At 64.0% G+C, this 26,291-nt stretch carries 23 protein-coding genes and 2 tRNA genes; 12 read left to right on the top strand and 13 right to left on the bottom strand.

Features of this window, described 5'->3' with window-relative positions; all coding sequences use genetic code 11:
- The first annotated feature begins 78 nt into the window (after positions 1 to 78).
- A complete protein-coding gene (locus ACFPWW_RS22070; protein WP_112704278.1) occupies positions 79 to 3,537 on the top strand; it encodes a chromosome segregation SMC family protein in 3,459 nt (1,152 codons plus the stop codon).
- A 599-nt stretch (positions 3,538 to 4,136) separates the two neighbouring features.
- Complete coding sequence (gene ppdK, locus ACFPWW_RS22065) at positions 4,137 to 6,803, top strand: pyruvate, phosphate dikinase (RefSeq protein WP_112758429.1); 2,667 nt, start codon at positions 4,137 to 4,139, stop codon at positions 6,801 to 6,803.
- On the opposite strand, the gene ACFPWW_RS22060 is transcribed toward ppdK, so the two are convergent.
- Positions 6,797 to 7,072: a hypothetical protein gene (locus ACFPWW_RS22060; RefSeq protein WP_112568401.1), complete on the bottom strand. Its 276-nt coding sequence runs from the start codon at positions 7,070 to 7,072 to the stop codon at positions 6,797 to 6,799. The two genes, ppdK and ACFPWW_RS22060, sit on opposite strands and share 7 nt — an antisense overlap.
- A 248-nt stretch (positions 7,073 to 7,320) precedes the next feature.
- On the opposite strand from ACFPWW_RS22060, the gene ACFPWW_RS22055 reads away from it, so the two are divergent.
- Positions 7,321 to 7,566 carry a hypothetical protein gene (locus tag ACFPWW_RS22055; protein WP_112568403.1) on the top strand — a complete coding sequence of 82 codons (246 nt, stop codon included), beginning with the start codon at positions 7,321 to 7,323 and terminating at the stop codon, positions 7,564 to 7,566.
- An 85-nt stretch (positions 7,567 to 7,651) separates the two neighbouring features.
- Here the strand turns inward: ACFPWW_RS22055 and ACFPWW_RS22050 are convergent, their stop codons facing one another.
- Positions 7,652 to 8,041, bottom strand: a complete 390-nt coding sequence (locus ACFPWW_RS22050) for a hypothetical protein (RefSeq protein ID WP_112704272.1) — start codon at positions 8,039 to 8,041, stop codon at positions 7,652 to 7,654.
- Between the two features lie 226 nt (positions 8,042 to 8,267).
- On the opposite strand from ACFPWW_RS22050, the gene ACFPWW_RS22045 reads away from it, so the two are divergent.
- The gene (locus ACFPWW_RS22045; protein WP_112704270.1) at positions 8,268 to 9,173 is read left to right on the top strand and encodes a DUF1499 domain-containing protein; all 906 of its coding nucleotides are present in this window, start codon (positions 8,268 to 8,270) and stop codon (positions 9,171 to 9,173) included.
- Between the two features lie 178 nt (positions 9,174 to 9,351).
- Here ACFPWW_RS22045 and ACFPWW_RS22040 read toward each other — a convergent pair whose 3' ends face one another.
- The 3 genes from ACFPWW_RS22040 to ACFPWW_RS22030 are packed head-to-tail and all read right to left on the bottom strand — an operon-like array spanning position 9,352 to position 11,026.
- Positions 9,352 to 9,810, bottom strand: coding sequence for a thiol-disulfide oxidoreductase DCC family protein (locus tag ACFPWW_RS22040; RefSeq protein ID WP_377313219.1), 459 nt, complete (start codon positions 9,808 to 9,810; stop codon positions 9,352 to 9,354).
- Between the two features lie 2 nt (positions 9,811 to 9,812).
- Positions 9,813 to 10,727 (bottom strand): MBL fold metallo-hydrolase, encoded by a 915-nt coding sequence (locus tag ACFPWW_RS22035; protein ID WP_112568409.1) that lies wholly within the window; start codon positions 10,725 to 10,727, stop codon positions 9,813 to 9,815.
- Positions 10,728 to 10,729: 2 nt separating this feature from the next.
- Positions 10,730 to 11,026, bottom strand: a complete 297-nt coding sequence (locus ACFPWW_RS22030) for a cupin domain-containing protein (RefSeq protein WP_112568411.1) — start codon at positions 11,024 to 11,026, stop codon at positions 10,730 to 10,732.
- Positions 11,027 to 11,185: 159 nt separating this feature from the next.
- Here ACFPWW_RS22030 and ACFPWW_RS22025 point away from each other — a divergent pair.
- Positions 11,186 to 11,260, top strand: a tRNA-Gln gene (locus tag ACFPWW_RS22025).
- Between the two features lie 127 nt (positions 11,261 to 11,387).
- Here the strand turns inward: ACFPWW_RS22025 and ACFPWW_RS22020 are convergent.
- Entirely contained in the window at positions 11,388 to 11,798 is a 411-nt protein-coding gene (locus ACFPWW_RS22020; RefSeq protein ID WP_112704265.1) for a hypothetical protein, read from the bottom strand.
- Between the two features lie 261 nt (positions 11,799 to 12,059).
- Between ACFPWW_RS22020 and ACFPWW_RS22015 the strand changes: the two genes are divergently transcribed.
- Positions 12,060 to 12,136, top strand: a tRNA-Pro gene (locus tag ACFPWW_RS22015).
- A 212-nt stretch (positions 12,137 to 12,348) separates the two neighbouring features.
- On the top strand, positions 12,349 to 12,534 hold the full coding sequence (locus tag ACFPWW_RS22010; RefSeq protein ID WP_112568417.1) for a hypothetical protein: 186 nt from the start codon (positions 12,349 to 12,351) through the stop codon (positions 12,532 to 12,534).
- Between the two features lie 336 nt (positions 12,535 to 12,870).
- Here ACFPWW_RS22010 and yghU read toward each other — a convergent pair whose 3' ends face one another.
- Positions 12,871 to 13,749: a glutathione-dependent disulfide-bond oxidoreductase gene (yghU, locus tag ACFPWW_RS22005; RefSeq protein ID WP_112756681.1), complete on the bottom strand. Its 879-nt coding sequence runs from the start codon at positions 13,747 to 13,749 to the stop codon at positions 12,871 to 12,873.
- Between the two features lie 148 nt (positions 13,750 to 13,897).
- Complete coding sequence (locus ACFPWW_RS22000) at positions 13,898 to 14,563, bottom strand: GNAT family N-acetyltransferase (RefSeq protein WP_112756779.1); 666 nt, start codon at positions 14,561 to 14,563, stop codon at positions 13,898 to 13,900.
- Between the two features lie 133 nt (positions 14,564 to 14,696).
- On the opposite strand from ACFPWW_RS22000, the gene ACFPWW_RS21995 reads away from it, so the two are divergent.
- Positions 14,697 to 16,103, top strand: a complete 1,407-nt coding sequence (locus ACFPWW_RS21995; RefSeq protein WP_377313218.1) for a PLP-dependent aminotransferase family protein — start codon at positions 14,697 to 14,699, stop codon at positions 16,101 to 16,103.
- A 161-nt stretch (positions 16,104 to 16,264) separates the two neighbouring features.
- Here ACFPWW_RS21995 and ACFPWW_RS21990 read toward each other — a convergent pair whose 3' ends face one another.
- Positions 16,265 to 17,764: a DegQ family serine endoprotease gene (locus ACFPWW_RS21990; RefSeq protein ID WP_377313217.1), complete on the bottom strand. Its 1,500-nt coding sequence runs from the start codon at positions 17,762 to 17,764 to the stop codon at positions 16,265 to 16,267.
- A 519-nt stretch (positions 17,765 to 18,283) separates the two neighbouring features.
- On the opposite strand from ACFPWW_RS21990, the gene ACFPWW_RS21985 reads away from it, so the two are divergent.
- A complete protein-coding gene (locus ACFPWW_RS21985; protein ID WP_377313216.1) occupies positions 18,284 to 19,336 on the top strand; it encodes a LacI family DNA-binding transcriptional regulator in 1,053 nt (350 codons plus the stop codon).
- A 51-nt stretch (positions 19,337 to 19,387) separates the two neighbouring features.
- Here ACFPWW_RS21985 and cysN read toward each other — a convergent pair whose 3' ends face one another.
- Genes cysN through ACFPWW_RS21970 form a run of 3 tightly spaced genes read right to left on the bottom strand, consistent with a single transcriptional unit; the run spans position 19,388 to position 22,588 of the window.
- Positions 19,388 to 20,872: a sulfate adenylyltransferase subunit CysN gene (cysN, locus tag ACFPWW_RS21980; RefSeq protein WP_112704256.1), complete on the bottom strand. Its 1,485-nt coding sequence runs from the start codon at positions 20,870 to 20,872 to the stop codon at positions 19,388 to 19,390.
- A 1-nt stretch (position 20,873) separates the two neighbouring features.
- Positions 20,874 to 21,827: a sulfate adenylyltransferase subunit CysD gene (gene cysD / locus ACFPWW_RS21975; protein WP_113414450.1), complete on the bottom strand. Its 954-nt coding sequence runs from the start codon at positions 21,825 to 21,827 to the stop codon at positions 20,874 to 20,876.
- 17 nt (positions 21,828 to 21,844) lie between these two features.
- Positions 21,845 to 22,588: a phosphoadenylyl-sulfate reductase gene (locus ACFPWW_RS21970; RefSeq protein ID WP_377313215.1), complete on the bottom strand. Its 744-nt coding sequence runs from the start codon at positions 22,586 to 22,588 to the stop codon at positions 21,845 to 21,847.
- Positions 22,589 to 23,008: 420 nt separating this feature from the next.
- Here ACFPWW_RS21970 and ACFPWW_RS21965 point away from each other — a divergent pair, with 420 nt between their 5' ends.
- From ACFPWW_RS21965 to ACFPWW_RS21955, 3 genes are all read left to right on the top strand, one after another.
- Positions 23,009 to 23,455, top strand: a complete 447-nt coding sequence (locus ACFPWW_RS21965) for an RrF2 family transcriptional regulator (protein ID WP_112568433.1) — start codon at positions 23,009 to 23,011, stop codon at positions 23,453 to 23,455.
- 101 nt (positions 23,456 to 23,556) lie between these two features.
- Entirely contained in the window at positions 23,557 to 23,943 is a 387-nt protein-coding gene (locus ACFPWW_RS21960) for a DUF6152 family protein (protein WP_112568436.1), read from the top strand.
- A gap of 10 nt (positions 23,944 to 23,953) precedes the next feature.
- Complete coding sequence (locus tag ACFPWW_RS21955; protein WP_113414448.1) at positions 23,954 to 24,424, top strand: DUF6644 family protein; 471 nt, start codon at positions 23,954 to 23,956, stop codon at positions 24,422 to 24,424.
- A gap of 213 nt (positions 24,425 to 24,637) precedes the next feature.
- On the opposite strand, the gene betA is transcribed toward ACFPWW_RS21955, so the two are convergent.
- Positions 24,638 to 26,290, bottom strand: a complete 1,653-nt coding sequence (gene betA / locus ACFPWW_RS21950) for a choline dehydrogenase (RefSeq protein ID WP_377313214.1) — start codon at positions 26,288 to 26,290, stop codon at positions 24,638 to 24,640.
- Between the last annotated feature and the right edge of the window lies 1 nt (position 26,291).

The raw sequence follows: 26,291 nt of genomic DNA, 5'->3' as shown, positions 1-26,291 counted from the left end.
TCCGTACCGTTTTAAGAAGGCGGGCGACGGCCAAAGCCGTGCGCCCGCTTTTTCGTATGTGCAGCGCGAGGCTGCGGCATGAAGTTCAACAAGCTCCGCCTTGTCGGCTTCAAATCCTTCGTCGAACCGACCGAATTCGTCATCGAGCGCGGCCTGACCGGCGTCGTCGGCCCGAACGGCTGCGGCAAGTCCAATCTCGTCGAGGCCCTGCGCTGGGTGATGGGCGAGAATTCCTACAAGAACATGCGCGCGTCCGGCATGGACGACGTGATCTTTTCGGGTTCGGGAAACCGTCCGGCGCGCAACACGGCCGAAGTCGCGCTCTATCTCGACAATAGCGAGCGTGTCGCCCCCGCCGCCTTCAACGACAGCGACGAAATCCAGGTCACGCGCCGCATCGAGCGCGAGCAGGGCTCCATCTACCGCATCAACGGCAAGGAAAGCCGTGCCAAGGACGTGCAGCTCCTCTTTGCCGATGCCTCCACCGGCGCGCGTTCTCCCTCCATGGTCGGGCAGGGGCGCATCGGCGAACTGATCGCCGCAAAGCCGCAGGCCCGCCGCCAGCTCCTGGAAGAGGCCGCCGGCATTTCCGGCCTGCATTCGCGCCGCCACGAGGCCGAGCTTCGCCTGCGTGCTGCCGAGACCAATCTGGAGCGGCTGGATGACGTCACCTCGCAGCTTGAAAGCCAGATCGAGAGCCTGAAGCGTCAGGCCCGCCAGGCAAACCGATTCAAGACGCTCTCCGCCGACATCCGCGCCCGCGAGGCCATGCTGCTCCATATCCGCTGGGTGCAGGCGAAGGAGGCCGAGGCCGAAGCCGACAGTGCGCTCAACCAGGCAACCGTCGTCGTTGCCGAGAAGGCGCAGATCCAGATGGATGCGGCGAAGAACCAGGGCATTGCCAGCCTGAAACTGCCGGAGCTGCGCGAAGGCGAGGCGCGCGCCGCCGCTGCCCTGCAGCGCCTGCAGATCGCCCGCAGCCAGCTCGAGGAGGATGCCAACCGCATCCTGCGTCGCCGCGACGAACTCACCCGCCGTCTCGCTCAGCTCGCCGAAGACATCCGGCGTGAAGAGCGGCTTGTCGCCGACAACGCCGCAATCCTTGCAAGGCTCGATGCGGAAGAAGCCGACATCGCCGAAATCCTGGCCGATTCCGGTCGTTATGCCGAGGAAACGCGGCAGGCTTTCGAAGAGGCGACCGCCAAACTCGCCGACAGCGAACGCATTTTCACCGCCCTGACCGCAGAGCGCGCCGAGGCCGCGGCCGGACGCAATCAGCTGGAGCGCGCCATCCGCGACCTCGCCGACCGCAAGCTCAGGCTGGAACGCCAGATGGACGATGCCAGCCGCGAACTTGCCGGCATCGGAGAAAGGATCGCAACCCTTCCGGACCCGGAAGAAAAGCGCGCCATGGTCGAGGCCGGCGAGATTGCCGTCGCAGATGCCGAAGCGACGATCCAGGCGGTCGAACAGGCGCTTGCCGGCGCGCGCGAGACGGAAGCGCTTTCGCGCGCGCCGGTCGAGCAGGCGCGCGGCAGGCTCAATGCGCTGGAAACGGAAGCGCGCACCATCCAGCGCATGCTGGCCGGCGCTGCGGCCGGCGAGTTCCCGCCGGTTGCCGAAGAGCTGAAGGTCGATCGCGGTTTCGAGACGGCGCTCGGAGCCGCGCTTGGAGACGATCTCGAATCCCCGCTCGATCCGAACGCGCCTGCCCACTGGTCGGAAAATGGCGACGGGGCCGGCGATCCGGCATTGCCTGCTGGCGCCGAGCCGTTGCTGAACCATGTCCGTGCGCCCGCCGCGCTGATCCGCCGCCTGCGCCAGATTGGTCTGGTCGCTGCCGCCGACGCACCGAATCTGGTGAAGGACCTGAAGGCAGGCCAGCGCCTCGTCACGAAGGAGGGCGCCGTCTATCGCTGGGACGGCCACGTCACCGGCGCGGATGCGCCGAGTGCGGCTGCGCTCCGCCTTGCCCAGAAGAACCGCCTGTCCGAGCTGGAAGGCGAGGCCGAGCTCGCGCGCGATGTTCTGGCCGAAGCGGAGGAGCGTCTGGCCTCAGCGGCGGACAGCATCCGCGACGAAGAGCGCCGGCTAGCCGAGGCCCGCGATATCAGCCGCCTGTCCGCCCGTCATCTGGCCGAGGCGCGCGAAGCGCTCGCCGCCGCCGAGCGCGCTTCCGGCGATCTCATTCGCCGCCGCGATGTCATCGCCGAAGCCGTCAGCCAGCTGCAGGCGCAGCTTGAGGATGTCGCGGTTCAGGAAGAAAATGCCCGCATCGAGCTGGAGGATGCGCCCGATCTGACCGCGCTCGACGATCGGCTGCGCTTCCAGCAGGCCGAGGTGGCGACGGATCGCGGTGCGCTTGCCGAGGCCCGCGCCCGCCACGAGAGCCTGAACCGGGAGAACGAGGCCCGCCAGCGCCGCATCGTCGCCATCGGCCAGGAGCGCGAGACATGGCGCCAGCGCGCCGCAAGCGCCGAGGACCATATCGCCACGCTGCGCGATCGCGAGGAAGAGGCCCGCGAGGAGGCGGCCGAGCTGGAAATGGCGCCGGACGAATTCGACGACAAGCGCCGTGCCTTGCTGACGGAACTGCAGAAGGCCGAGGAAGCCCGCCGCCACGCCGCCGATCTGCTGGCCGAGGCGGAACTGCTGCAGCGCGATGCCGACCACAAGGCGGCAACGGCGCTGTCCGAACTCGCCGAAAGCCGCGAGCGCCGTGGCCGCGCCGAGGAGCGCCTCGTCTCCGCCCGCGAAAAGCGGCAGGAGAGCGAGCAGCGCATTCGCGAGACGCTGAACGTTGCGCCGCATGAGGCGCTGCGCCTTGCCGGCCGGCCGGGCTTGCAGACGCTGCCCGATCCGCGCGAGGTCGAACGCGAGGTGGAGCGGCTGCGCATCGAACGCGAGCGTCTGGGCGCCGTCAACCTGCGCGCCGACGAGGAGCAGAAGGAACTCAGCGATAAGCTGGAAGCGCTGATCAAGGAACGCGACGACGTGATCGACGCGATCCGGAAATTGCGCGGCGCGATCCAGAGCCTGAACCGCGAAGGCCGCGAACGGCTGATCGCCGCCTTCGATGTCGTCAACGCCCAGTTCCAGCGCCTCTTCACCCATCTCTTCGGCGGCGGCACGGCGGAACTGCAATTGATCGAATCCGACGATCCGCTGGAAGCCGGCCTCGAAATCCTCGCCCGCCCGCCCGGCAAGAAGCCGCAGACGATGACGCTGCTGTCCGGCGGTGAACAGGCGCTGACCGCGATGGCGCTGATCTTTGCCGTCTTCCTCACCAACCCCGCGCCGATTTGCGTGCTGGACGAGGTGGATGCACCGCTCGACGACCACAATGTCGAACGCTACTGCAACCTGATGGACGAGATGGCCGCCTCGACCGAGACCCGATTCGTCATCATCACCCACAATCCCATCACCATGGCCCGCATGAATCGCCTCTTTGGCGTCACAATGGCCGAGCAGGGTGTTTCTCAGCTCGTCTCGGTCGATCTGCAGACCGCGGAGCGTCTGCGCGAAACGGCTTGAGCCGGCATTTTAATTAAAGACCAAAAAAGGTCACTCCGACATCGGGTACGTACCCCATTTGGGTGATGCTCTTTTGCGCGCATTGCATTAGAAGTTGTTTTATCGCAACCGCGCCGTTACGGATAAGTAGCAATCGGTCGTTGCGTTCTGTAGAATTTGCAATGCCGCTTTCGGGTTGAGTGAGACGCTGAAAGTCGCGAGGCATTGTGGGGACCCCCCGTCCGGTTTTCCTGGCCGGACGGAAACAAGGCTTTGCGGGACCGTTGTTGCAGTCCCGCAAAGCTTTTTTTATGCGCTTAAACAAAGCATGTCGCGCAAAAGTGTGCAGCGGTTTTGCGATTACGACATGCGTAGAAACAAAGCATGTCGCGCAAAAGTGCGAAGCGGTTTTGCGATAACGACATGCGTGGAAACAAAGCATGTCGCGCAAAAGTGTGCAGCGGTTTTGCGATAACGACATGCGAAAACAAGAGTTTCAATCGTTTGATTTTGCATCCCGTTAGGCATTTATTGTGCAGCGCAACATTTCGCCGCATTTGTCGATTTTCATTTCAACACCAAGGGATTAAGCTGGTCCCCGAAATGGTGTTGGGGGGAAGATGACCAAGTGGGTCTATACGTTCGGCAACGGGCAGGCTGAAGGCCGGGCGCGAGACAAGGAGATCCTTGGCGGCAAGGGCGCCAATCTCGCCGAAATGTGCAGTCTCGGCCTTCCGGTTCCGCCCGGCCTCACCATCGTCAGCGAAGCCTGCAATACCTATTACAAGAACGGCCGCAGGATCGATCCCGAGCTGAAACGGCAGGTGCTTGCGGGCATTGCCGGGATCGAGGAGATGACCGGCCGCCGTTTCGGCGCCGGCAGCCGGCCGCTTCTGCTCTCGGTCCGCTCCGGTGCGCGCGTTTCCATGCCGGGCATGATGGATACGGTGCTCAACCTCGGGCTGAACGACGAGACGGTGCAGGCGCTCGGCCACGATGCCGGCGATGCGCGCTTTGCCTGGGACAGCTATCGCCGCTTCATCCAGATGTATGCCGATGTCGTCATGGGGCTCGGCAACGACCTGTTCGAGGAGATTCTCGAAGATGAGAAGGCACGCCTCGGCCACGAATTCGATACCGAACTCAGCTCCACCGAATGGCAGCATGTCGTTTCGCTCTACAAGGCGCTGATCGAGGAGGAGCTGGGCGAAGCCTTCCCGCAGGACCCGGCGGTACAGCTCTGGGGCGCCGTCGGCGCGGTGTTTGCGAGCTGGATGAGCGCACGCGCCGTCACCTACCGTCAGCTCCACAATATTCCGGAATCCTGGGGCACCGCCGTCAATATCCAGGCCATGGTCTTCGGCAATCTCGGCAATGCCTCGGCCACCGGTGTTGCCTTTACCCGCAACCCCTCGACGGGCGAGAAGATCCTCTACGGCGAATTCCTGGTGAATGCGCAGGGGGAGGACGTCGTCGCCGGCATTCGCACGCCCCAGAGCATTACCGAGGAGGGGCGGATCGCCTCGGGCTCCGAAAAGCCCTCGATGGAAAAGCTGATGCCGGAGGCTTTCGCCGAGTTCGGCCGCATCTGCGCCGAGCTGGAATCCCACTACCGGGACATGCAGGACATCGAATTCACCATCGAACGCGGCAAGCTCTGGATGCTGCAGACGCGCTCCGGCAAGCGCTCGACGCGGGCGGCCATGAAGATCGCGGTCGACATGGTGGACGAAGGCGTTATCACCGAGGAAGAGGCGGTCCTGCGCATCGAGCCTTCGACGCTCGACCAGCTTCTGCATCCGACCATCGATCCCCGCGTTAGCCGTCAGGTGATCGGCTCCGGCCTGCCGGCTTCGCCCGGTGCTGCGACCGGCGAGATCGTTTTTACGGCGGAAGAGGCCGTCGAGGCGGAAGCGGAAGGCCGCAAGGTCATCCTGCTGCGCGTCGAGACGAGCCCGGAAGACATTCACGGCATGCATGCGGCCGAAGGCATTCTGACGACGCGCGGCGGCATGACCAGCCATGCGGCCGTCGTTGCCCGCGGCATGGGCATCCCCTGCGTGGTCGGCGCCGGCACCATGCGCATCGACGCCCGCAACGAGCGGCTGATCGGTGTCGGCGTGACGCTGAAAAAGGGCGATGTCATCACTATCGACGGGTCTGCCGGCCAGGTGCTGAAGGGCGAAGTGCCGATGATCCAGCCGGAACTGTCGGGCGATTTCGGCCGCATCATGGGCTGGGCGGACCGCGCCCGCCGCATGACCGTGCGCACCAACGCAGACACGCCCGCCGACGCCCGCGCCGCGCGCTCCTTCGGTGCCGAAGGCATCGGCCTGTGCCGCACCGAACACATGTTCTTCGAGGGCGAGCGCATCCATGTCATGCGCGAGATGATCCTGGCCGAGGACGAGAAGGGCAGGCGCGGCGCGCTCGACAAGCTCCTGCCGATGCAGCGGGGCGATTTCACCGGCCTGTTCAGCGTCATGCACGGCCTGCCGGTAACGATCCGCCTGCTCGATCCGCCGCTGCACGAATTCCTGCCGAAGACGGACGAGGAGATTGCCGAAGTCGCCTATGCCATGGGCATGGAGCCTTCGGCACTGCGCCAGCGTGTCGATGCGCTGCACGAGTTCAACCCCATGCTCGGCCATCGCGGCTGCCGTCTTGCCATCTCCTATCCTGAAATCGTCGAGATGCAGGCCCGCGCCATCTTCGAGGCGGCGGTCGCCGCGGCCCAGGAAACGGGCGCAGCCGTCGTGCCCGAAATCATGGTGCCGCTCGTCGGCCTGCGTTCCGAACTCGACTATGTGAAGGCGAAGATCGATGCGGTGGCGCAGGATGTCATGTCGGAAGCCGGAATGCGCATCGATTATCTGGTCGGCACGATGATCGAGCTGCCGCGCGCGGCACTGCGCGCCCATGTCATCGCGGAAGCCGCCGAATTCTTCTCCTTCGGCACCAACGACCTGACGCAGACCACGTTCGGCATTTCGCGCGACGATGCCTCAGCCTTCATCCCCACCTACCAGCGCAAGGGCATCATCGAGCATGATCCCTTCATTTCGCTCGATTTCGACGGGGTGGGCGAACTGATCCGCATCGCCGCCGAACGCGGAAGGCGCACGCGCAACGACATGAAGCTCGGCATCTGCGGCGAACATGGCGGCGACCCCGCTTCCATCCATTTCTGCGAGACGATCGGCCTCGATTACGTCTCCTGCTCGCCCTTCCGCGTGCCGATCGCCCGGCTTGCGGCGGCCCAGGCGGTGATCGCGGCCGCTCAGTGACGGTAGCGGTAATAGCGCGGATAGACGTAGGGGCCGTTCAGGTTATAGGCCATGTCGGCCATCACCCAGTCGCTGTCGTAGCGGGCCTGGGCGCGACGGTCGAGATCGATGCGCTGCAGGCAGGTGGCAAACCCGTCCGTTCCGCGCTTGAAGCCGTAACCGAGGCAGGTCTGTTCGTCACGCGCCCGCCGCTCTTCGGGCGTCAGCGTCTGGCAGGCGGCAAGCCCTGCTGCCAGAACGGCAAGAAGCGGCAGAATAGATAGGCGCATCGGTTTCTTCCTCGAACATGGACATCCGGCCAGGAAAATCCATCTGACCCGTGTCGTCAACCTGACTATATCAGGCCGCGCCCGCCCGGTCTCCTGTCGGCGGCAGCGCCGGGTGTCGCAATCGCATCTCGGTTCGGAATGGTTGCCTCCTTGCTTGGGTAAGGAACGGCAGGATGGGTGCCTGGTTCCACTTTCGTCTTCAGGCGTTCCTATGTAAGAGCAGAAGCAGCAGCACGGGAAAGAGCACCATGGCGATCCGCGACCGATTCTCGAAGAAACTCACCTGTCCGCAATGCGGCAACAGCGGCTTTGCCGAAGCCTCCGAGATCGACGACGCCAGGCGCAAGACCCCCGACTTCAAGGTGGACCAGCTGCCGCGCGGTTTCTTCGTGCAGCGCCCCTCGGTCCATCAGGAAACATTCATGCTGAAATGCGAATGCGGCCGCAAGTTTCCCTTCCGCTCGCTGGCAGAAGCGGCGGCCGGCCGGGACTAAGCAGGCCGCGCAAAAGTGTGCAGCGGTTTTGCGGTTGCGCAAGAAGAGGGCTCAAGCCTGTCGAGTCCGCGACATGCCCCGGAACTTATATCCGTTCGAGAACCTCGATGAAGGCATCGGCGAAACGCACCAGATGTTCGGTATCCTCGTCGGGCGCCTGCATGCGGATTTCCGTGCCGTTCTGGTCGAGCAGGGCCAGAACCACGCGCATCGTCCTGTCCGAGGCCGGAATGCGCAGCACGGCGATTCGCCGGCAATCCTCGACAAGCCCCGCCGCCGGCAGGTCGAAGAGGAATTCGCCGCGGCTTTCGGCGGCAGCCCTGCGCACCGTCTCGCAGAATCCGGCCTCGCCATCGGCATAGCCTTCCAGCGAAAGTTCCAGTTCGAGAAGTTCCAGCGGTAGGAGCGGTTCGGCACGCTCGATGCCGCCAGGCGAGGTTACCTGCGGCCTTTCCCTCATTTCGGACGAGATCATCTGTCTCTCCTGTTTCATGGGACACGTATCAGACCCCGGCAGAATGGCCTTTTTACGGCATATCAGCAATAGCTTACGGAAGGCGGCGCTGCCGGGCCTCACGCTTTGACGTGGATTGCGTTGGCAATGCTCAGACAAGAGTTTCAATTTAGACGAATCTTGCACTAGAAAAGTCGTTGGCAGCCGGCGCATCCCAAGCGTCGCCGCCGACCAACCGGTAGTTTTGATGGCCATCCGTTTCGATCGTCCCGTTTCCAGCGCTGCCCGCCTGTCGCGGCATTTCGGGGCGTTTGCGCTCGTGCTGTCGGTGGCGGTGCTGGTTGCCCATCGCTTCGGCGGCCTGGCGACCCCCTATCTCGTTCTGGTGCTGATCGTTTCGGTCGGTTGCGCTGCCCTTGCGACGCTCTTGTCGGCAATCGGCCTTCGCAGCCTCTGGATGACCGGGGCCGAGGGCGGGCTGAATGCGCTGGCGGCGCTCATCTACGCGGCCTTTCCCCTCGGAATCGGCGCCTTTGCGGCGGAGCGCTATTTCAACCTGCCGGCAATCTATGACGTGACGACGGATACGGCCTCCGCGCCCGACTGGCTCTCGCCGCCGCAGGCCGACCAGATCTGGCTGCCGCGCGATCCAGTCGTCACCGCCGGCGACCGCGAAAGGCAGCTTGCCGCCTATCCGGAGCTGACCGGCCGGCGCTACGACGGCGCGCTCGACCGCGTTCTCGAAGCCGTCAAGAAAGTCGCCAAGCAGAACGGCATCACCATCACCAGGAGCGAGGGCGACACGACGCCCGGCCGCGAACTGGAGGACAAGCCCGTTCCGGCCCAGCCCGAAAGCGGTGTCGCCGATTCGCCCGACGTCATCCCCGTGCCGACGCCGCGCCCCTATGACGACGACGTGGCCAAGCTGATCCGCGGCGCCAACGGCGTGATCCTACAGGGCACGACGCGCACCTTCATCCTCGGCCTGCGTTTCGACATCATCATCCGCCTGCGCGAAGAGGCCGAAACCACCTTCGTCGACGTGCGCGTCGCCTCCCGCTACGGCCAGCACGACCTCGGCTTCAGCGCCGAAGTGGCCGAGCAATATCTTGGCGCCCTGGACTCCGAACTCCTCGGGATTGCGGGCGGGTGAGGCCCGGTGCCGCAAAGCGGCAGTAATCGATCCGGTGGATCGATTACAGGGCCGAACGCCCTGAGCCACGCGAAGGGCCGGCATGCGGTGAGGCAAGCCAAAACGCCCTTACCGCAAACCTATCCTGTAAGATCGATCCGGCACCTGAGCCTCGGCGATGGCCGAGCAACCAGCGGACTTACGATTCCAGAAACCGCTCCCGCACCTCGGCCGTCGGCACCATGCAACTCTCCCGCCGCCCGGCAATCCTGAGCCTGTTGCGCGCCACCACCCCATAGGCGGCATCTGCAATCCGCCGCGGCACCACCCGCAGCACACCGGCCAGGGCCCACGGCATGCCGAGCCCCTCCAGCATCCGGATCGTCGCATCGGATTTGTAATAGGCACGCCCGCCATCGATCAGAAGATTGGTCTCGTAATCGCGCGTCTCCAGCCCGTAATGCCGGTAAAGCGCCTCGCCGAGCGGCGTCTGGGCGACGACGAAGCGAAAGCGCTTCTGCCTGTCCCGCTTCAGCAGGAACTGCACCCAGCCGGAACAGAACACGCATTCGCCGTCAAACAGGATCAGCGGCCTGTCGTCCGCAAAGGCGGGCACGGAAGGGTCGTCGCGATAGCTGTAATCCGGACGTGCCGCCACGCTCAGCCTCCCGCCAGCCGATAATGGGCAACGAGGGAGGGCGGCCGGTCGGCCGTCACCTCGCCGCGTTCCATCAGGTCCTCGATATGCGCCAGCACCGAAAGCGCCGCCGCGCCATGCAGCCGCCTGTCGACATCGCGATAGATCACCTCGACCATTTTGGCGATCGTGCCGTCTCCGGCGCGGATGCGCTCGACAATCGCGCGCTCCCGCAGGCGCCGGTGCGTCTTCAGCCCGCGCAGGAAGGGCGCCGGCGTCGTCACCGGGCCGCCGTGGCCGGGCAGCAGCAGGCCGTCGTTGCGGGCGATCAGCTTGTCGAGCGAGGCCATATAGTCCGCCATGGAGCCGTCAGGCGGTGCGACGACCGTCGTCGCCCAGGCCATCACATGATCGGCGGAAAACAGGATGCCGCTGCCTTCGAGCGCGAAGGCGGCGTGATTGGCGGTGTGGCCGGGCGTCAGCACGCCCGTCAGCGCCCAGCCGTCGCCCGAAATCGTCTGGCCGTCGCGAATGGCGATATCGGGCACGAAATCCATGTCCGAGCTTTCGGCGAAAGGATTGATCTCGCCTTCTCGCAGCGGCCGCGAGGGGCGGTGCGGCCCTTCGCCGACCGTCAGCGCCCCGGTTTCCCGTTGCAGCCGTCCTGCAAGCGGCGAGTGGTCGCGATGGGTGTGGCTGACGAAAATATGCGTCACCTGCCGGCCGGAGAGCGCTGCCATCAGCGCTTTGAAATGCGCCTCGTCCTGCGGCCCCGGATCGATGACGGCGACCGACGAGCCCCCGACGATATAGCTGTTCGTGCCGCGGAAGGTGAAAGGGTTCGGATTGTTCGCCGTCAGGCGCTGGATACCGTCGCCGACGCTGATCGCGCGCCCGTATGCCGGCTCGAAGAAAAGATCGAAGTTCGCGCCGGACATGATTATTTATATTCGATCTCGATGAAGGACATGGGTTTGTCGCCGGCATTGACGACGTTGTGCTCGGTGCCCGCCTCGCGGCGATAGGCGGCCCCCTTGGCGACATCCACCCGCCGGCTGCCCTGCGCATCCTCGATCAGAAACTGGCAGTCCGTCATCGGCACGACGACATAGCCGAACCCGTGCGTGTGAACGCCGGTATCGGCACCCGGCTCGAAATCCCATTGGGTGATGCGCACGACGGCATCGTCGAGGATCAGCGTGGCAAGCGCTGGCGGACGGGCGCGATATTGGCTCAACGGTATCTCCATTGGCTGTGTCGTTCCCCAAACTCCTACCATGCCGAACATGGCCGCGCATACAAATATGACGCCGCAGTGAACTTAGTGATTGTGGGCCAGACAGTCCTTTGCTAATCAGGCCACGTTTTGGCGAAGCGGCATCCGCTTCAGCTCTGGTGGGGCGTAGCCAAGCGGTAAGGCAGCGGTTTTTGGTACCGCCATCCCCTGGTTCGAATCCAGGCGCCCCAGCCACAATCAATCGACCGCCGTATCCCTGTCGTAAGCCGTGCGAGGCTTTCACCTTCTCCCCGTCACGACAAAGAAAAGCCCGCCGATTTTCACCGGCAGGCCGCAAATCACAAAAATCAGGCAGTCGGTCTTACTTCTGTTCCGGTGCCAGGAATTCGGCGCAGTAGGACGGACCGTTCAGGCCGGGAAGATCGGTGACGGTGCGGATATCGCGGATCGTATAATCGGAATTGGTGGTGATTTCGGCGGCGCAGCGCAGGTAGAGCGTGCGGGCGCTGGCAATCTGCTTGCCGCGCTTGCCGTCGGCACCTTCGGCATATTTGGCCGGAACGCGCACCGTCTTGTAGCCACCCTTCCAGGTGTAGATCGTGGAAGATCCTTCGTCGCGGTCGCTGAGCGGCGGGCCGTAGGCGGCAAAGAACTTGCCGGCCGACTGGCCGACCCAGCGTGCCTCGATCGGGTTGCCGGCAGAAGGTATGGTGGTGCATCCGGCAAGCGCAATCGCAAGCGCGGCGGCCCCGGTCATGGTGCGGAGTTTCATCGTGTCGTCCCTGATATCTAGCCAGTGGCTGCGAAGCCGCCTTCGCGACGGTTTCGCCTGTCCCGCCGAGCCCTTTAGCGCGTAACCCGGCAAAAGAAAATTGCCACTTGGCCGCTTCTGAAGAATTTGCGCGGGGTGTGGCTTTTTGCTGCATGGCCGGCCGAAAGGCCTTGTCACAAGCCTGTCAAAAATTCCCGCGCTTTTTTGAATTTTGGTGCTTGCGCAACATAATAGGCCGGTCTATAGAGGCGCCGCTGGTCACGGAGTGTAGCGCAGTCTGGTAGCGCACCACGTTCGGGACGTGGGGGTCGAGTGTTCGAATCACTCCACTCCGACCAGCCGAAAACCCCGCCTCGGCGGGGTTTTTTCATTTGCGGCTTTCTCGCCTTTTTACACATCGATTGATTTCCCCGCGGCGCGAGTCCATCGCTGCCCCGCGGCCCCGTCTTTCTCCGCTGCGCGTCCGCCTCGAAACGGCGATCATCAAATTTTAGATGTTGCTAACGAACAAATCGGCGCTAAGCTGGTTTCCTTCGGAGGAGGAAGATCAATGAAGAAGATGAACAATCGACAGGTTCGAATTCCCGGCCCGAAAGATCAGGACATTGCGGAACATTGCCGGAAATTCGGCATCGGTCCGGCCGAGGAGAAGAAGTTGAAGAAGCTCCTGGGCCATCGGGCACCGCTTCATGAAATCCAGGCGAACGCGCCGACGCCGCAGCCGAAGTGGCGCTAGTCCGGACCTCCTTTACCCGATCCTGTGCATGCGGTTGCCGGCGTCATCCGGCCGTGGCCGCCGGCAGGTTTCCCTTCGTTGCCGATGCCCGAAACAAAAAAATCCCCGCCGGTGGCATTCGGCGGGGCAGATGGGGAAAGCTCTCCGAAAGGTGGCAGGAGAGCTTTTGCATTTCAGCAAGACTGAAAGGATGAGGCGAGGGCACTTTTGCCCGAATCGGTACAGTTTGCGTCAAAACCCGTCATTTTTAGTGGGAAACACGCGTTTTGGGCCTGTCGCGATTCTGAGGGCAGGGCAGGCGCGCCGCCGTGACGGCCTGCCCGCCCGTCGATCCCGTCAGCCTGCCGCCTGCAGCTTGTCCTGCGTCTTCGTCTCGAAGTCGCCGGCGTCGTGGCGTTCGTGAAGCTGGCTGGACGGCTCGCCGCTGACGCGGTTGACCATGCGGCCGCGCTTGACGGCCGGGCGCTCGCCGATCAGGTCGGCCCAGCGCTGCATGTTCCTGTATTCCTGCACCTGCAGGAATTCGGCCGACTCGCCGTACATCCAGCCCTTGACGAGGCCGCCGTACCACGGCCAGATCGCCATGTCGGCAATGGTGAGTTCGTCGCCGGCAATATATTCGCTCTCGGCCAGACGGCGGTCGAGCACGTCGAGCTGGCGCTTGGTTTCCATGGCGAAGCGGTTGATCGCATATTCGATCTTCGTCGGCGCATAGGCGTAGAAATGGCCGAAGCCGCCGCCGAGATAGGGCGCGCTGCCCACCTGCCAGAACAGCCAGGAGAAACATTCGGCCCGCCTGGCCGGGTCGGTCGGCAGGAAGGCGCCGAATTTTTCCGCGAGATAGGTCAGGATCGCGCCGGACTCGAAGATGCGCACCGGCTTTTCGCCGCTGCGGTCCATCAGCGCCGGGATCTTCGAATTCGGGTTGACCGCGACGAAGCCGCTTCCGAACTGGTCGCCATTGCCGATCTTGATCAGCCAGGCATCATATTCGGCACCGCTGTGGCCGAGCGCCAGCAGCTCTTCGAGCATGATGGTGACTTTGACGCCGTTCGGCGTTCCCAGCGAATAAAGCTGCAGCGGGTGCTTGCCGACCGGCAGTTCCTTCTCATGGGTCGGCCCGGCGATCGGGCGGTTGATGTTGGCGAACTGGCCGCCGTTTTCCTTGTCCCAGGTCCAGATCTTGGGGGGCGTATAGTCGGACGAACTGGTCATATGAGCTCCTGACAGAATAACTTCGTGCTTTGAATGAAGAACCCAATCCTTAACGGCAATTGGGGCGCATGAACATATTGGTGGCAATGAAGTTTTTGTCATCGGCGCGGCGGCTCTTTTGTCGCCGCCGCCACGCTTTGAAGTTCGACTAGAAGCTGAGCCTGCTCTTCTGCCGGCCCTCGGCATCGAAATTCTCGGGCGCCAGCCAAGCCTCGTATCCGGCCTTCAGCTTCGGCCAGTCGCCGTCCGTCATGGCAAACCAGGCGGTGTCGCGGTTGCGGCCCTTCTGCACCATGTGCTGGCGGAAGATGCCCTCGAAGGCGAAGCCGAAACGCTGCGCCGCCCGCTTGGACGGTTCGTTGAGATTGTTGCACTTCCATTCGAAGCGCCGGTAGCCGAGCGTGTCGAAGACGTAAGCCGCGCAGAGATAGAGCGCTTCGGTCGCAACCCGCGTGCGGGCAATGGCCGGCCCCCAGAGAATGTTGCCGATCTCGATCACGCCATTGGCCGTGTCGATGCGCATCAGCCCCTGCCGGCCCTCCGCGCGTCCCGTCGCCTTGTCGATGACGGCAAAGAACAGCGGGTCCTCGCTGGTGACGGACCGTTCCAGCCAGGGCGTGAAGGCGGCCATATCGGCAGGCGCCGCCTCGAAGAGGTAGCGGAAACGGTCTTCGGCGCCCGGCTCCTGCGCCGAGCGCAGCAGGTCGGCGCCGTGTCTTGCCGCGTCCAGCGGCTCCAGGCGGGCGTAGCGGCCCTCGATCGGGGCGCGGGCGGGGCGGGCGACACCCTTCCAGTCGGCAAGGTCCTTTGTCATATCGGTCATTCCGTCAAACTGATGCATTGAAGGTCGATCGCTGAACTTCGCTCACCGATCCCGTCTGCTCTTGCCTTGCAAATGGACTGGAGTAAAAGTCCAGTTTTGATCTTTGCGGCAGACCAGTTGGCATATGACTTCGGCACCCACATGGCTGAGCCTCGATCGAAACGGCGGCGACCTGACCGGCCAGATCTATCGAAGCCTGCGCGAGCGCATCCTGCTCGGCCAGCTTCCGGCCGGCCACAGGCTGCCGTCGACCCGCGCCCTTGCCGCCTCGCTCGGCGTCGCGCGTTCCACGACGGTCGAAGCCTATGACCGGCTTCGGTCCGAAGGTTATATCGAGGCCACCGCCGGTGCCGCAACGCGGGTTGCCACGCTGGAGCGCATGCGGCCGGAACGGCAGCGCGACGCGCGTGCGCCCGTCGAGGAAAAGAGATCGGACCTGCCGTCCTATCGCGGCCTGTTCCGGCCCGGCGTGCCTGACGTGTCGGATTTTCCGCATGCCGCCTGGAGCCGCCACCTTGCGGCGCGCAGCCGCTCGCTGCGCAGCCATCATCTCGGTTACGAGAACCCGACCGGCATCGACGAATTGCGGCAGGCCATTCTCGGGCATGTTTCTGCCACGCGCGGCGTGGTCGCCGAGCCGGAGCAGGTCATGATCATGCCCTCCACGCGGGCGGCGATCGATATGCTGGCGAGATCGATGCTGAGGCGGAGCGGGCGCAGGGCCGCCTGGATGGAAGATCCCGGCTACGGCGCGGCGCGCCTGCTGCTTGCCGATGCCGGCGCCGACATCGTGCCGGTCCCTTGCGACGGGCAGGGCATCGACGTTTCCAGGGCGCAAGGCCCGCCGCCGGCGCTGATCTATGTCACGCCGTCGCATCAATATCCGACGGGCGCAACCCTCAGCCTGCCGCGCCGGCTGGCGCTGCTGGAGGCCGCCCGCCGTCACCAGAGCCTCATCGTCGAGGACGATTACGACAGCGATTTTCAATATGGCTCGCGGCCGATCGCCGCCCTGCAGGGCATCGACCGGGCCGAGGCCGTGGCCTATGTCGGCACCTTCTCGAAGGTGCTGGCACCGGGCCTGCGCGTCGCCTATGCCGTCGTGCCGCGCTGGCTGGTGGCGGAGGCCTCGGAGGCGCTGCATCGCAGGGGAGTCGCCGTCTCCACCCATATCCAGGCGGCACTGGCCGATTTCATCAACGAGGGCCGCCTGCGCGCCTATCTGCGGCGCATGAACCAGCAATATGCCGAGCGCATGGCCCGCACGGTCGGGATGCTGGAGAGCCAATTTGGCGAAAGGCTTGCCGTTTCGGGCGGCAATGGCGGATTGCAGCTTGCGGCCTGGTTTCGCGACGAGAGGGTGGACGACCGGGCGCTCGTCGCCAGGGTGAACGCGTCAGGTTATGGCCTGATGCCGATGTCGGGTTTCTTCATCGGCAGGGCCGCTCCCGGCATTCTCTTCGGCATCTCGCAGGCGCAGGCGGCTGCCGTTCAAAAACTGGCAGCCGATCTCGACGTGATGTTTGGCTAGGCAATTTCAGCAGAAGCGGGAACCGGTTTTGCGTCCGGAATTGCGGAGAAAACAATGAGTCAGAGCATTGAAGGCGATTCCGTTTTCGCCGGAAATGCTTTTAGCCCACGCGCGACTGCGCCCGGAACGAGGTCCAGGCGCAGCGCTTGCGTGGGTGTCCTTCAAGCGGCGGAGAAGGGCACGGCCACGAAGGTCTTGTTGCCGCCGCGTTCGATCAGCAGCAGCACCGACTTGCGGCCGGACTTGCCGGCATCGGCAACGGCGGTCTTGACGTCACGGGCGTCATGCACCGGCTTGTCGTTGACCGAGACGATCACGTCGCCCGGCTGGATGCCGGCGGCAGCGGCCGACTTGTCCGGGTTGACGTTGGCAACGACGGCGCCGGCAACGCTGCGCGGCAGGTTCAGCTGCTCGCGAATGTCGGGCGTCAGGTCGGCGAGGCCGATGCCGAGGCTCGGCTGGCCGGCCGCCTGGCCCTGGTCGTCGCTGCTTTCGGCTGCGGCCTGCTTCTGGCCGTCTTCATTGCCGCCGACGGTGACGTTGAGATCGACCGTCTTGCCGTCGCGCCAGACGGTGAGCGTCTCCTTCGCACCCGGCGACAGGTCGGCGACGAGGCGCGACAGGTCCTTCGGCGTCTTGACGCTTTCGCTGCCGACCGCCGTGACGATATCGCCGGTTTTGATGCCGGCATGGGCGGCCGGCGTTCCGCCGGTGACGGCAGCCACCAGCGCGCCTTCAGCCTTGCCGAGGCCGACCGCGTCTGCGACATCCTGCGTGACCGGCTGGATCTGCACGCCGAGATAGCCGTGGTCGATCGAGCCGTCCTTCTGCAGCTTGGCGACGATCGTCCTGGCCTCGTCCGAGGGGATGGCGAAGCCGACGCCGACGCTGCCGCCGTTCGGCGAATAGATGGCGGTGTTGATGCCGACGACATTGCCGTCGCGGTCGACCAGCGGGCCGCCGGAATTGCCGTGGTTGATCGGCGCGTCGATCTGGATGAAGTCGTCATAGGGGCCGCTGTGCAGGTCGCGGCCGCGGGCCGAGACGATGCCGGCCGTGACCGTCGTGCCGATGCCGAACGGGTTGCCGATGGCAAGGATCTGGTCGCCGAGTTTCAGCTTGTCGGAATCGCCCCAGGCAATCGTGGGAAGCTGGTGCGGCGCCTGGACCTTCAGGACGGCGAGGTCGGACTTGGCATCGGCGCCGAGCAGCTTGGCCGGCAGTTCGGTGCCGTCGTCAAGCGTGACCTTGATGTCGATGGCATTGTCGATGACGTGGTTGTTGGTGACGATCACGCCGTCAGGGCTGATGATGAAGCCGGAGCCGAGCGCCATGGCGTGCTGCGACTGCTGCTGCGGTGCCTGGTGCGGCAGGGGGATGCCCTGCTCTTCGAAGAAGCGGCGGAACTGCTCGTCCATCGGCGAATTGTCGGCGCTGGCGCTGGTGGCCTTCATCGTGGTGGTGATGGTCACGACCGCCGGCTTGTCGGCATCGACGATGGAGGCGAACGAACCGCCGGAGGCGAGAATACCGCCGGTCTCGGCCGCTGCGGCAAGAGCCGGCGAGGAAGAGGAAACGGCAAAGGGCAGGGCGGCCGCGCCGAGAACGATGGCCGCTCCGACAAGTGCTGCGGCCCGGTGCTTGCGAAGAATGTGTGACATGGTGGAAGTCCCTTGCGAGAGCGTTGGCATTGAATGGCGTCTTGGTTCCATGCCGTGGACCATGGCGTCGATGAGTATTGTCGCCGGTTATTGCCGTTGATTACTTTGATTTCGTCTGTATGATGCGACGAATACTGTGATCTGGAAGAACTGGCGCTTGATACCTATATGATCCGTTCCGCGGGATTTACAAATTAAACATTGATCATGTTTGTATTACGGTGATGTAAGACATTACTATAATTTAATCTTGGCTGACCAAGCATCGCCGCAATTTTGCCGGCGTTGCCTGTTGTCCGCTTCGCGGAGCGCCGCAACAGTAAAATATATTCCACTTTTCTGTGATCCGCCGGCCTGCGCGCTGCGTAGCAGCCCGGACAATTCGCGACGTTTGTTCATGCTTTTCAAGTTTTGGTTGAAATTGGGCATTGAAATGTTAGTGGACTCTAAATTAAATTTTCTTCAAAAAAGTGAAACTGCGAATCGTCGGGGGGCGAGGCTCGCCGTATGCGGGAAGTGATGAGGGATTCAGTGAAGCCGGGGCGGGAAAAGAAGCGCGGTTCCCATGTAAAGTTGAGCGATGTTGCAAAGCGGGTCGGGGTCAGCCCGATCACCATCTCGCGCGCGCTCCGCAACCCGGATATCGTTTCTGAAGAGCTGCGCGAAGTCATCCTGCGCACCGTCGAGGAGATGGGCTACATTCCCAATCTCGCCGCCCGCGCGCTTGCCGGCCGCCACAGCGGCATCGTCGGCGTCATCACGCCGTCGCTGCACCATCCCTGCTTCACCGGCGTGATGATGGGCATAGAGGAGCGGCTGCGCGCCACCGATCTGCGCGTGCAATATGCCAATACGCTGAGCGATGCCGGCCAGGAGATCGACCAGTTCAAATCCTTCCTGTCGCAGAAGCCGGCGGGCATCATCCTCGTCAACGCGGAATATTACGACGGGCTTGCGCTGCTGGTGGAGACGGCCGCCGTTCCGGTCGCCCATGTCGCCGATCTCAGCCAGCCGCCGGAAACCCTGCTTGTCGGCATGTCGCATCATGTCGCAACGGCCGCCGCCACACGTTTCCTCTTGTCGAAAGGCTACAGGCGGATCGGTTTCATCGGCGGGCGCACCGATATCCGCTCGCGCCGCTGCCGCTCGGGCTATGAGGAAGCCATGCGGCAGGCCGGCCTTGACGATGCGTCCCTGACGCATGGACAGGACGGCTCCACCAGCATCGGCCTCGGGCGGCACCTCTTCGTCGAGCTTCTGGAACGGGTGGCGGATCTCGATGCCGTCCTGGCGCAGAACGACGATCTCGCCCTCGGCGCGCTGATCGAATGCAACGCGCGCGGCATCCGCGTGCCCGACGATTTCGGCATCTGCGGTTTCAACGATCTCGAATTCGCCGAGTTCACCTCGCCGTCGCTGACGACGGTGCATGTTCCCCGCCACGATATCGGCCATCGCGCCGCCGACATGCTGCTGCGCGCCATCCGGGACGAGGCGCCGAAAGAGCAGCGGGTCGATATCGGCTTTTCGATCATCGAGCGCGGTTCGACGCGCGTCGCACCGAAACAGTGAGGCGGAAACGAAAAGGGACCGACCGGTCCCTTTTCCCCGATATCGCCTGTCTCAGATGTCGCTTGCCGCGCTCGACCAGAGCTCGGCCGCTTCGGAGGCCGTCATGCGGCGCACCTCCGCCTCGTGGCGGCGGTTGGCGAAGAGCTCGCTTGCCATGATCTGCTCGGCAAGGTCGGCCGGCAGCGACAGGATCACGCGGGCGTCGTTGCCATGCAGGCCGCTGATCTCGGCGCGCTTGCCGGTCACCATGCCGCCGGCGACGGTATTGTTCGTCTCCGGGTCGATCAGGATGAAGGAGCCGGTGGCGCGGTTCTGCTCGTAGGGATCGAAGATCGCCGCCTCGTCGAATACCAGGCGCACCTTGCCGATCGCGTTCATGTAGAGCCGCTGGGCGGAATTCCATGTGCCGGTCTTCAGTTCCAGCTGGCTGACGGGCTCGACCTGCACACGTTGGCGGCGCGAGCCGCTCTTCAGCCAGTAGCGCTTGCCCGCTTCGATACCCTCGGGCTGCAGGGCAACGACCTGCGCGTCGAAGGAGAGGCCGGTCTGCGGCTGGCTGTCGATCGAAACGATCATGTCGCCGCGGGCGACGTCCACCTGACGGTCGAGAACGAGCGTGATCGCGTCGCCGGCAACGGCCGCGTTGCGCACGAGGTCGAAGGTGACGATCTTGGTGACGTTGGCGACCATGCCCGAAGGCAGGATCATGACGCTGTCGCCCGGCTTGACGGAGCCGCCGGCAACCGTGCCCTGATAGCCGCGGAAGCTTTCGCCGGGGCGCGAGACGCGCTGGACAGAGAGGCGGAAACCGGTCGTCTGGCCGGAGCGCACGGTTGCGTGTTCCAGCGTCTCGACCAGCGTCGGGCCATTGTACCAGGGCATGGCGGCCTGACCGGAATAGACGACGTTTTCACCCTTCAGCGCCGACATCGGGATTGCGGTGATCTGCTTGACACCCAGCGACAGCGCGAATTCCTTGAACTCGTGGCTGATCTTGTCGAAGCCGGCGCGGTCGTAGTTCGTCAGGTCGATCTTGTTGACGGCCAGCACGAACTGCTTGATGCCGAGCAGCGAGGCGATCGTGGCATGGCGGCGCGTCTGCTCGAGGATGCCGGCGCGAGCATCCACCAGCAACACGGCGAGATCGGCGGTGGATGCGCCGGTCGCCATGTTGCGGGTGTACTGCTCGTGGCCGGGCGTGTCGGCCACGATGAAAGAGCGCTTGTCGGTCGAGAAATAGCGGTAGGCGACATCGATGGTGATGCCCTGCTCGCGCTCTGCCTGCAGGCCATCGAGCAGCAGCGCGAAATCGGGCAGGCCGAGATCGTTCTGCTTGCCGGTGGAATCGCGGCGAAGCGTTGCCGCCTGGTCTTCCTTGACGGCCTTGGTGTCCCAGAGCAGGCGGCCGATCAGGGTGGACTTGCCGTCATCGACGCTGCCGCAGGTGATGAGGCGCAACGGGCGCGAGTCGCGCACGGCCTTCAGCGGCTCGGCGGCGGGCACGGCGACGGCGGTTGCGGGAACGGCTGCGGTCATCTCAGAAATATCCTTCACGCTTCTTCTTTTCCATGGAGCCGGACTGGTCGCGGTCGATGGCGCGGCCCTGGCGCTCGGAAACCGTGGCGATTTCCAGTTCCGCGATAATGTCTTCAAGGGTGGTGGCGTTCGAACGGATCGCGCCGGTCAGCGGGAAGCAGCCGAGCGTGCGGAAGCGAATGAAATCTTCCTGCTTCGCTTCGCCGGGCAGCAGTTCCAGACGCGGATCGGACGCGGCGATCATCATGCCGTCGCGTTCCACATAGGGGCGCTTGGCGGCGAAATAGAGCGGCACGATCGGGATTTCCTCGGCCTGGATGTAACGCCAGATATCGACCTCGGTCCAGTTGGACAGCGGGAAGACGCGCACGCTCTCGCCCTTGCGGATCTGGCCGTTATAGATGTTCCAGAGTTCCGGGCGCTGGTTGCGCGGGTCCCAGCGATGGTCGGGCGTGCGGAAGGAATAGATGCGCTCCTTGGCGCGCGAGGCTTCCTCGTCGCGCCGCGCGCCGCCGAAGGCCGCGTCGAACTGGCCGGCATCGAGCGCGTTGCGCAGCGCTTCCGTCTTCATCACGTCCGTGTAGCGGGCCGAACCATAGGTGAAGGGCGTGATGTTTTCGGCCGCACCGCGCGGGTTGATGTGCTCGATCAGGTCGAGATCGTATTTCTTCACGATCTCGTCGCGGAAGGTAATCATCTCCGCAAACTTCCAGCCGGTGTTGACGTGCAGCAGCGGGAAGGGCACGCGGCCGGGATAGAAGGCCTTGCGGGCAAGGTGCAACAGCACGGAGGAATCCTTGCCGATCGAATAGAGCATGACGGGACGCTCGAATTCGGCGGCAACTTCGCGGAAGATGTGGATCGCTTCGTTTTCCAGTGCCTTCAGATGCGGGTCGAGCGGCGGCTTGGCGCTCTGCGGGTTGGTCAGTTCCGTATCCTGACGGGTATCGGCCATTTCGTACTCCAGACTTCCTATTGCTGCACGGCGATCGCGGCCGCCTCTTCGGCGACATGCAGACCGCATTCGCGCTTCTCGTCCTGTTCCCACCACCAGCGGCCGGCACGTTCCGGCTCGCCGGGCTTGATGGCGCGGGTGCAGGGTTCGCAGCCGATCGAGGGATAACCGCGGCCATGCAGCGGATTGACCGGCACGCTATTGTCGGCGACGAAGGCCTTGATCGTTTCGATATCCCAGTCGGCCAGCGGGTTGACCTTCAGCAGGTGCCGCTCGGCGTCATATTCGGCAAAGGGCGTCTCGGCGCGGTTGGCCGATTGGCCCCGGCGCAGGCCGGTGATCCAGATGGTGGCGCCTGCCAGCGCCCGCGCAAGCGGCTTCAGCTTGCGCACGCCACAACAGGCATGTCTGGCTTCGACGCTCTCGTAGAAACCGTTCATGCCGTATTTGGCCGCATAGGCGTCGATATCGGCCTGCTCCGGTTCGTAGCGGGCGATATGGATGTCGTACTGGCTCTCGGTCTCGTCGATCAGCGCCAGGGTCTCGGGGAAAAGCCGGCCGGTCTGCAGCGTCACCACGTCGATCGGCAGGCGATGCGTGCCGATTTCCGCGGTGATGACCTGGTCCTCGATGCCGAGCGAGGTGGTGAAGACCACGCGCCCGCCAAGGCCGGCGACGAAGGAAAGCCGGCCCGCGAGGTCGAGGCCCGCCAGCTTTTCAGCCAAAGCCTCGGCTTCTTCGATCGAATTGATAACAGTCATGGGGGGTCCTGTCCTTGATGTTGGCCGGAGTATTGCAGCTGAAGGACGGATCGGACAGAAAAAGGGATTTCGAAAGGACTGCCTGACGGAGCAAATATCTCTCCCATCCTGCCGCAATGCAGAAAAGCAGCCGCCGACGCCGGAAGTGCGCCTCGAACTTAATGTCTATAGAAATAGTAGTGTTACACGGCGCCTGTCAACTGGAAATCGGAAGTGATGGCGGCAATGGTGAAAATTGCCGTTTTTTGAGGTAAAATACGAACTGTTGGCCGAGGGTTAAAAACAGGGCCAAAACACTTGTCTCTCAAGGCTTTTTCCAGCGCGTTCAAATTCCGTTCATGCTGGCCGTGCAATAGAGGCAATCAGCTTTCTTGGCGATGTCGGGATTCGACACCGCTCTGTGTGTGTCGACGGTCCGAGATGATTACGCAAAAGGCAAAATATGCGCTGCGGGCGCTGACGGTTCTGGCGGAAGCCGCGGCCGACGAACCCGTCATGATTTCCGACATTGCCGTGCAGCAGAAGATCCCGAAGAAGTTTCTGGAACAGATCCTGCTCGACCTCAAGCATCACGGCATCGTCGTCAGCCGTCGCGGCAAGCAGGGCGGCTACCTGCTCCTGAAGCCGGCCCACAGCATCACCTTCGGCGAGATCCTGCGCATCATCGACGGCCCCATCGCGCCGCTGCCGTGCCTGTCGATCACCGCCTACCGCAAATGCGACGATTGCGACGGGGAGCAGACCTGCGAAATCCGTCACGTCTTCGCCAGGGTGGCGGACGCCACCCGCAAGGTCCTCTTCTCCACCACGATCGCCGACGCCGTCGGCAGCAAGCAGGGCGCGGAAGTCACACGCCTGCTCGCCTGATGCGTTTTCCTCCCACTCACCGGTCTTCAAAAATCGGTGAGTGTCCTTTTCATATGCCGGCGATGCTCCACCTGTCCGTGCATTCGGGTAGGGAGAACATCATGTCTGTACTTTCGGGAAAACGGGCGCTGGCGGCCGCCATGCTCTCGGTGGCATTCGCAACCGGTGCCGTGGCGCATCACGGCTGGTCCTGGGCGGAAGCCGACCAGATCGAGCTTCGCGGCACCATCCGGCAGATATCCATGGGCGGGCCGCATCCGACCCTCGACGTCGCAACCGCCGATGACGGCGTCTGGCGCGTCGAGCTCGGCAATCCGCGCCAGACGGAGCGCGCAGGCTTCGTGGAAGGTGTCGCAAAGCCCGGCGATCAGGTCGTCGCGCTCGGAAACCGCTCGCTGGATCGCAACGAGAAGCGCATGAAGGCGGTGCGCATCACCATCGGTGAAAAGCGCTACGACATTTATCCGGAACGCATCCGCACGAACTGACGCCCGCGTCATGGAGCTTCTCGAATGGCTGTCGGCCACCACGCTCGCGGTCGGGCTCAGGCGTTCCGCGACGCTCTACATGTTCGTCAATGCCGCCCATATCCTGGCGATCGGCCTTCTGGTCGGCGCTATCCTGCCGCTCGATCTGCGGCTTGCCGGCTTCTTCGGCAAGGTGCCGGTGCAGGTCGTCGCCCCGTTCCTGTCCCGCTCGGCCGGCTTCGGCCTCGCCCTGGCCCTGCTCACCGGCTTCTGCCTCTTCAGCGTGCGGCCGGTCCAATATGCCGCAAATCCGGCCTTCCTCGCCAAGCTCGGCCTGATCGCCTTCGGCCTCCTCAACGTGCTTGCCGTCCACATGGGACAGGGCTGGCGAACCGCAATCACGCTCGGCCTCGTCCGCCCGGCCGTCCGCTTTTCCGCGGCTCTTTCGGCGGCGATATGGATCGCAGCCGTCGTGGCCGGCCGCTGGATCGGCTTTCTCTGAGCCGAGGCCACTTCTTTCCCCAAGCCCGCCGCTGAACATGACATGCCGATCGGCCATGTTGCATCGCTCGTGCTCGCCGCCCGTCATCAGCGCGAAGAAGATTACCGCTGACGACAGCAATTCCAGCAAAAGTGTGAAACGGTTTTGCGTCCGGAATTGCTTGGAAACAAAGAGATAGAGCATTTCCGGCGTTCGATCCTCGCCGGAAATGCTCTACCGGTCGCTCACCGCCGCGCGCGGATTGGCCCACGGCTCCTGGTTGGAGCGGGCGAGCGGCTGCTTGCCGAGAATATGGTCGGCGGCCTTCTCGCCGGTCATGATCGACGGGCCGTTGAGATTGCCGTAGGTGACGTGCGGGAAGATCGAGCTGTCGGCGACCCGCAGGCCGTCGACGCCGATCACCCGCGTATCGGGATCGACCACCGCCATCGGATCGTCCTTCGCCCCCATGCGGCAGGTGCCGCAGGGATGATAGGCGCTTTCCAGATGCTCGCGCAGGAAGGCGTCGATCTCCTCGTCCGTCCGGACCTTCTCGCCCGGCTGGATTTCCGGGCCGCGATAGTGGTCGAAGGCCTTCTGGCCGAAGATCTCGCGCGTCAGGCGCACGCAATGGCGGAATTTCTCCCAGTCCTCGGCATGGCTCATATAGTTGAAGCGCAGCACCGGGTCGGCCTTCGGATCGGCCGAGCGCAGCGTCACGTTGCCCCGCGATTTCGACAGGTTGTAGCCGACATGCACCTGGAAACCATGCGTGTTGGCCGCCGCCTTGCCGTCATAGCTGATGGCGACCGGCAGGAAATGGTACTGGATATCCGGCTGCTTCAGCCCCGGCGCCGATCGCAGGAAGGCGCAGGCTTCGAACTGGTTGGAAGCGCCGAGCCCGCGCTTGGAAAGCAGCCACTGCGCGCCGGCCACGCCCTGCCAGAACCAGGGCAGCCAGGAATAGAGCGACACCGGCTTGGTCGAGACCTGCTGGAAATAGAATTCCATATGGTCCTGCAGGTTGGCGCCGACGCCCGGCCGGTCGGCCTTTACCTCGATGCCCATGTCCTGCAGATGCCCGCCGGGGCCGATGCCGGACAGCATCAGGAGCTTCGGCGAATTGAAGGCGGAGGCCGAGACGATCACCTCGCGATTGGCCTTGACGATCTCGACCGCGCCGCCGCGCTCGATCTCGACGCCTGTCGCGCGATCGTTCTCGATGACGACCCTGCGCGCAAAGCCTTTGACAAGCTCGACATTCGGCCGTTTCAGCGCCGGCTTCAGATATGCGCTTGCCGCTGACCAGCGCCGGCCGCGATGGATGGTCTGTTCCATCAGGCCGAAGCCTTCCTGCTTCGAGCCGTTATAGTCTTCGGTCGTCTCGAAGCCCGCCTGCTTGCCGGCATCGATGAAGGCGCGGAAGAGCGGGTTCTTGACGATGCCGCGCTGCACATGCAGCGGTCCGTCCGTGCCGCGCCAGCCATCCTCGCCGCCGTGCGAATGCTCCATGCGCTTGAAATAGGGCAGCACATCCGCATAGGCCCAGCCGTTGGCGCCGAGCTCTTCCCACCGGTTGTAGTCTTCCGCATGGCCGCGCACATAGACCATGCCGTTGATGGAGGAGGAGCCGCCGATCACCTTGCCGCGCGGCGCGGTGATGCGCCGGTTGTTGAGGTTCGGCTCCGGTTCGGAAAGATAACCCCAGTTGTAGCGCTTCATGCTCATCGGCCAGGCGAGCGCCGCCGGCATCTGGATGAACGGCCCGAAATCCGAGCCGCCCGCCTCGATGACGATGACCGTGTTCCTGCCGTCCTCCGAAAGCCGGTAGGCGAGCGCCGAACCTGCCGAGCCGGAGCCGACGATGACGAAATCTGCCTGTTGCATG

Source organism: Rhizobium sp. GCM10022189 (assembly GCF_042656325.1).
GTDB lineage: Bacteria > Pseudomonadota > Alphaproteobacteria > Rhizobiales > Rhizobiaceae > Rhizobium.
Note: the sequence above shows the minus strand (reverse complement) of the source record. Positions and strands in the feature narration are given on the sequence as shown.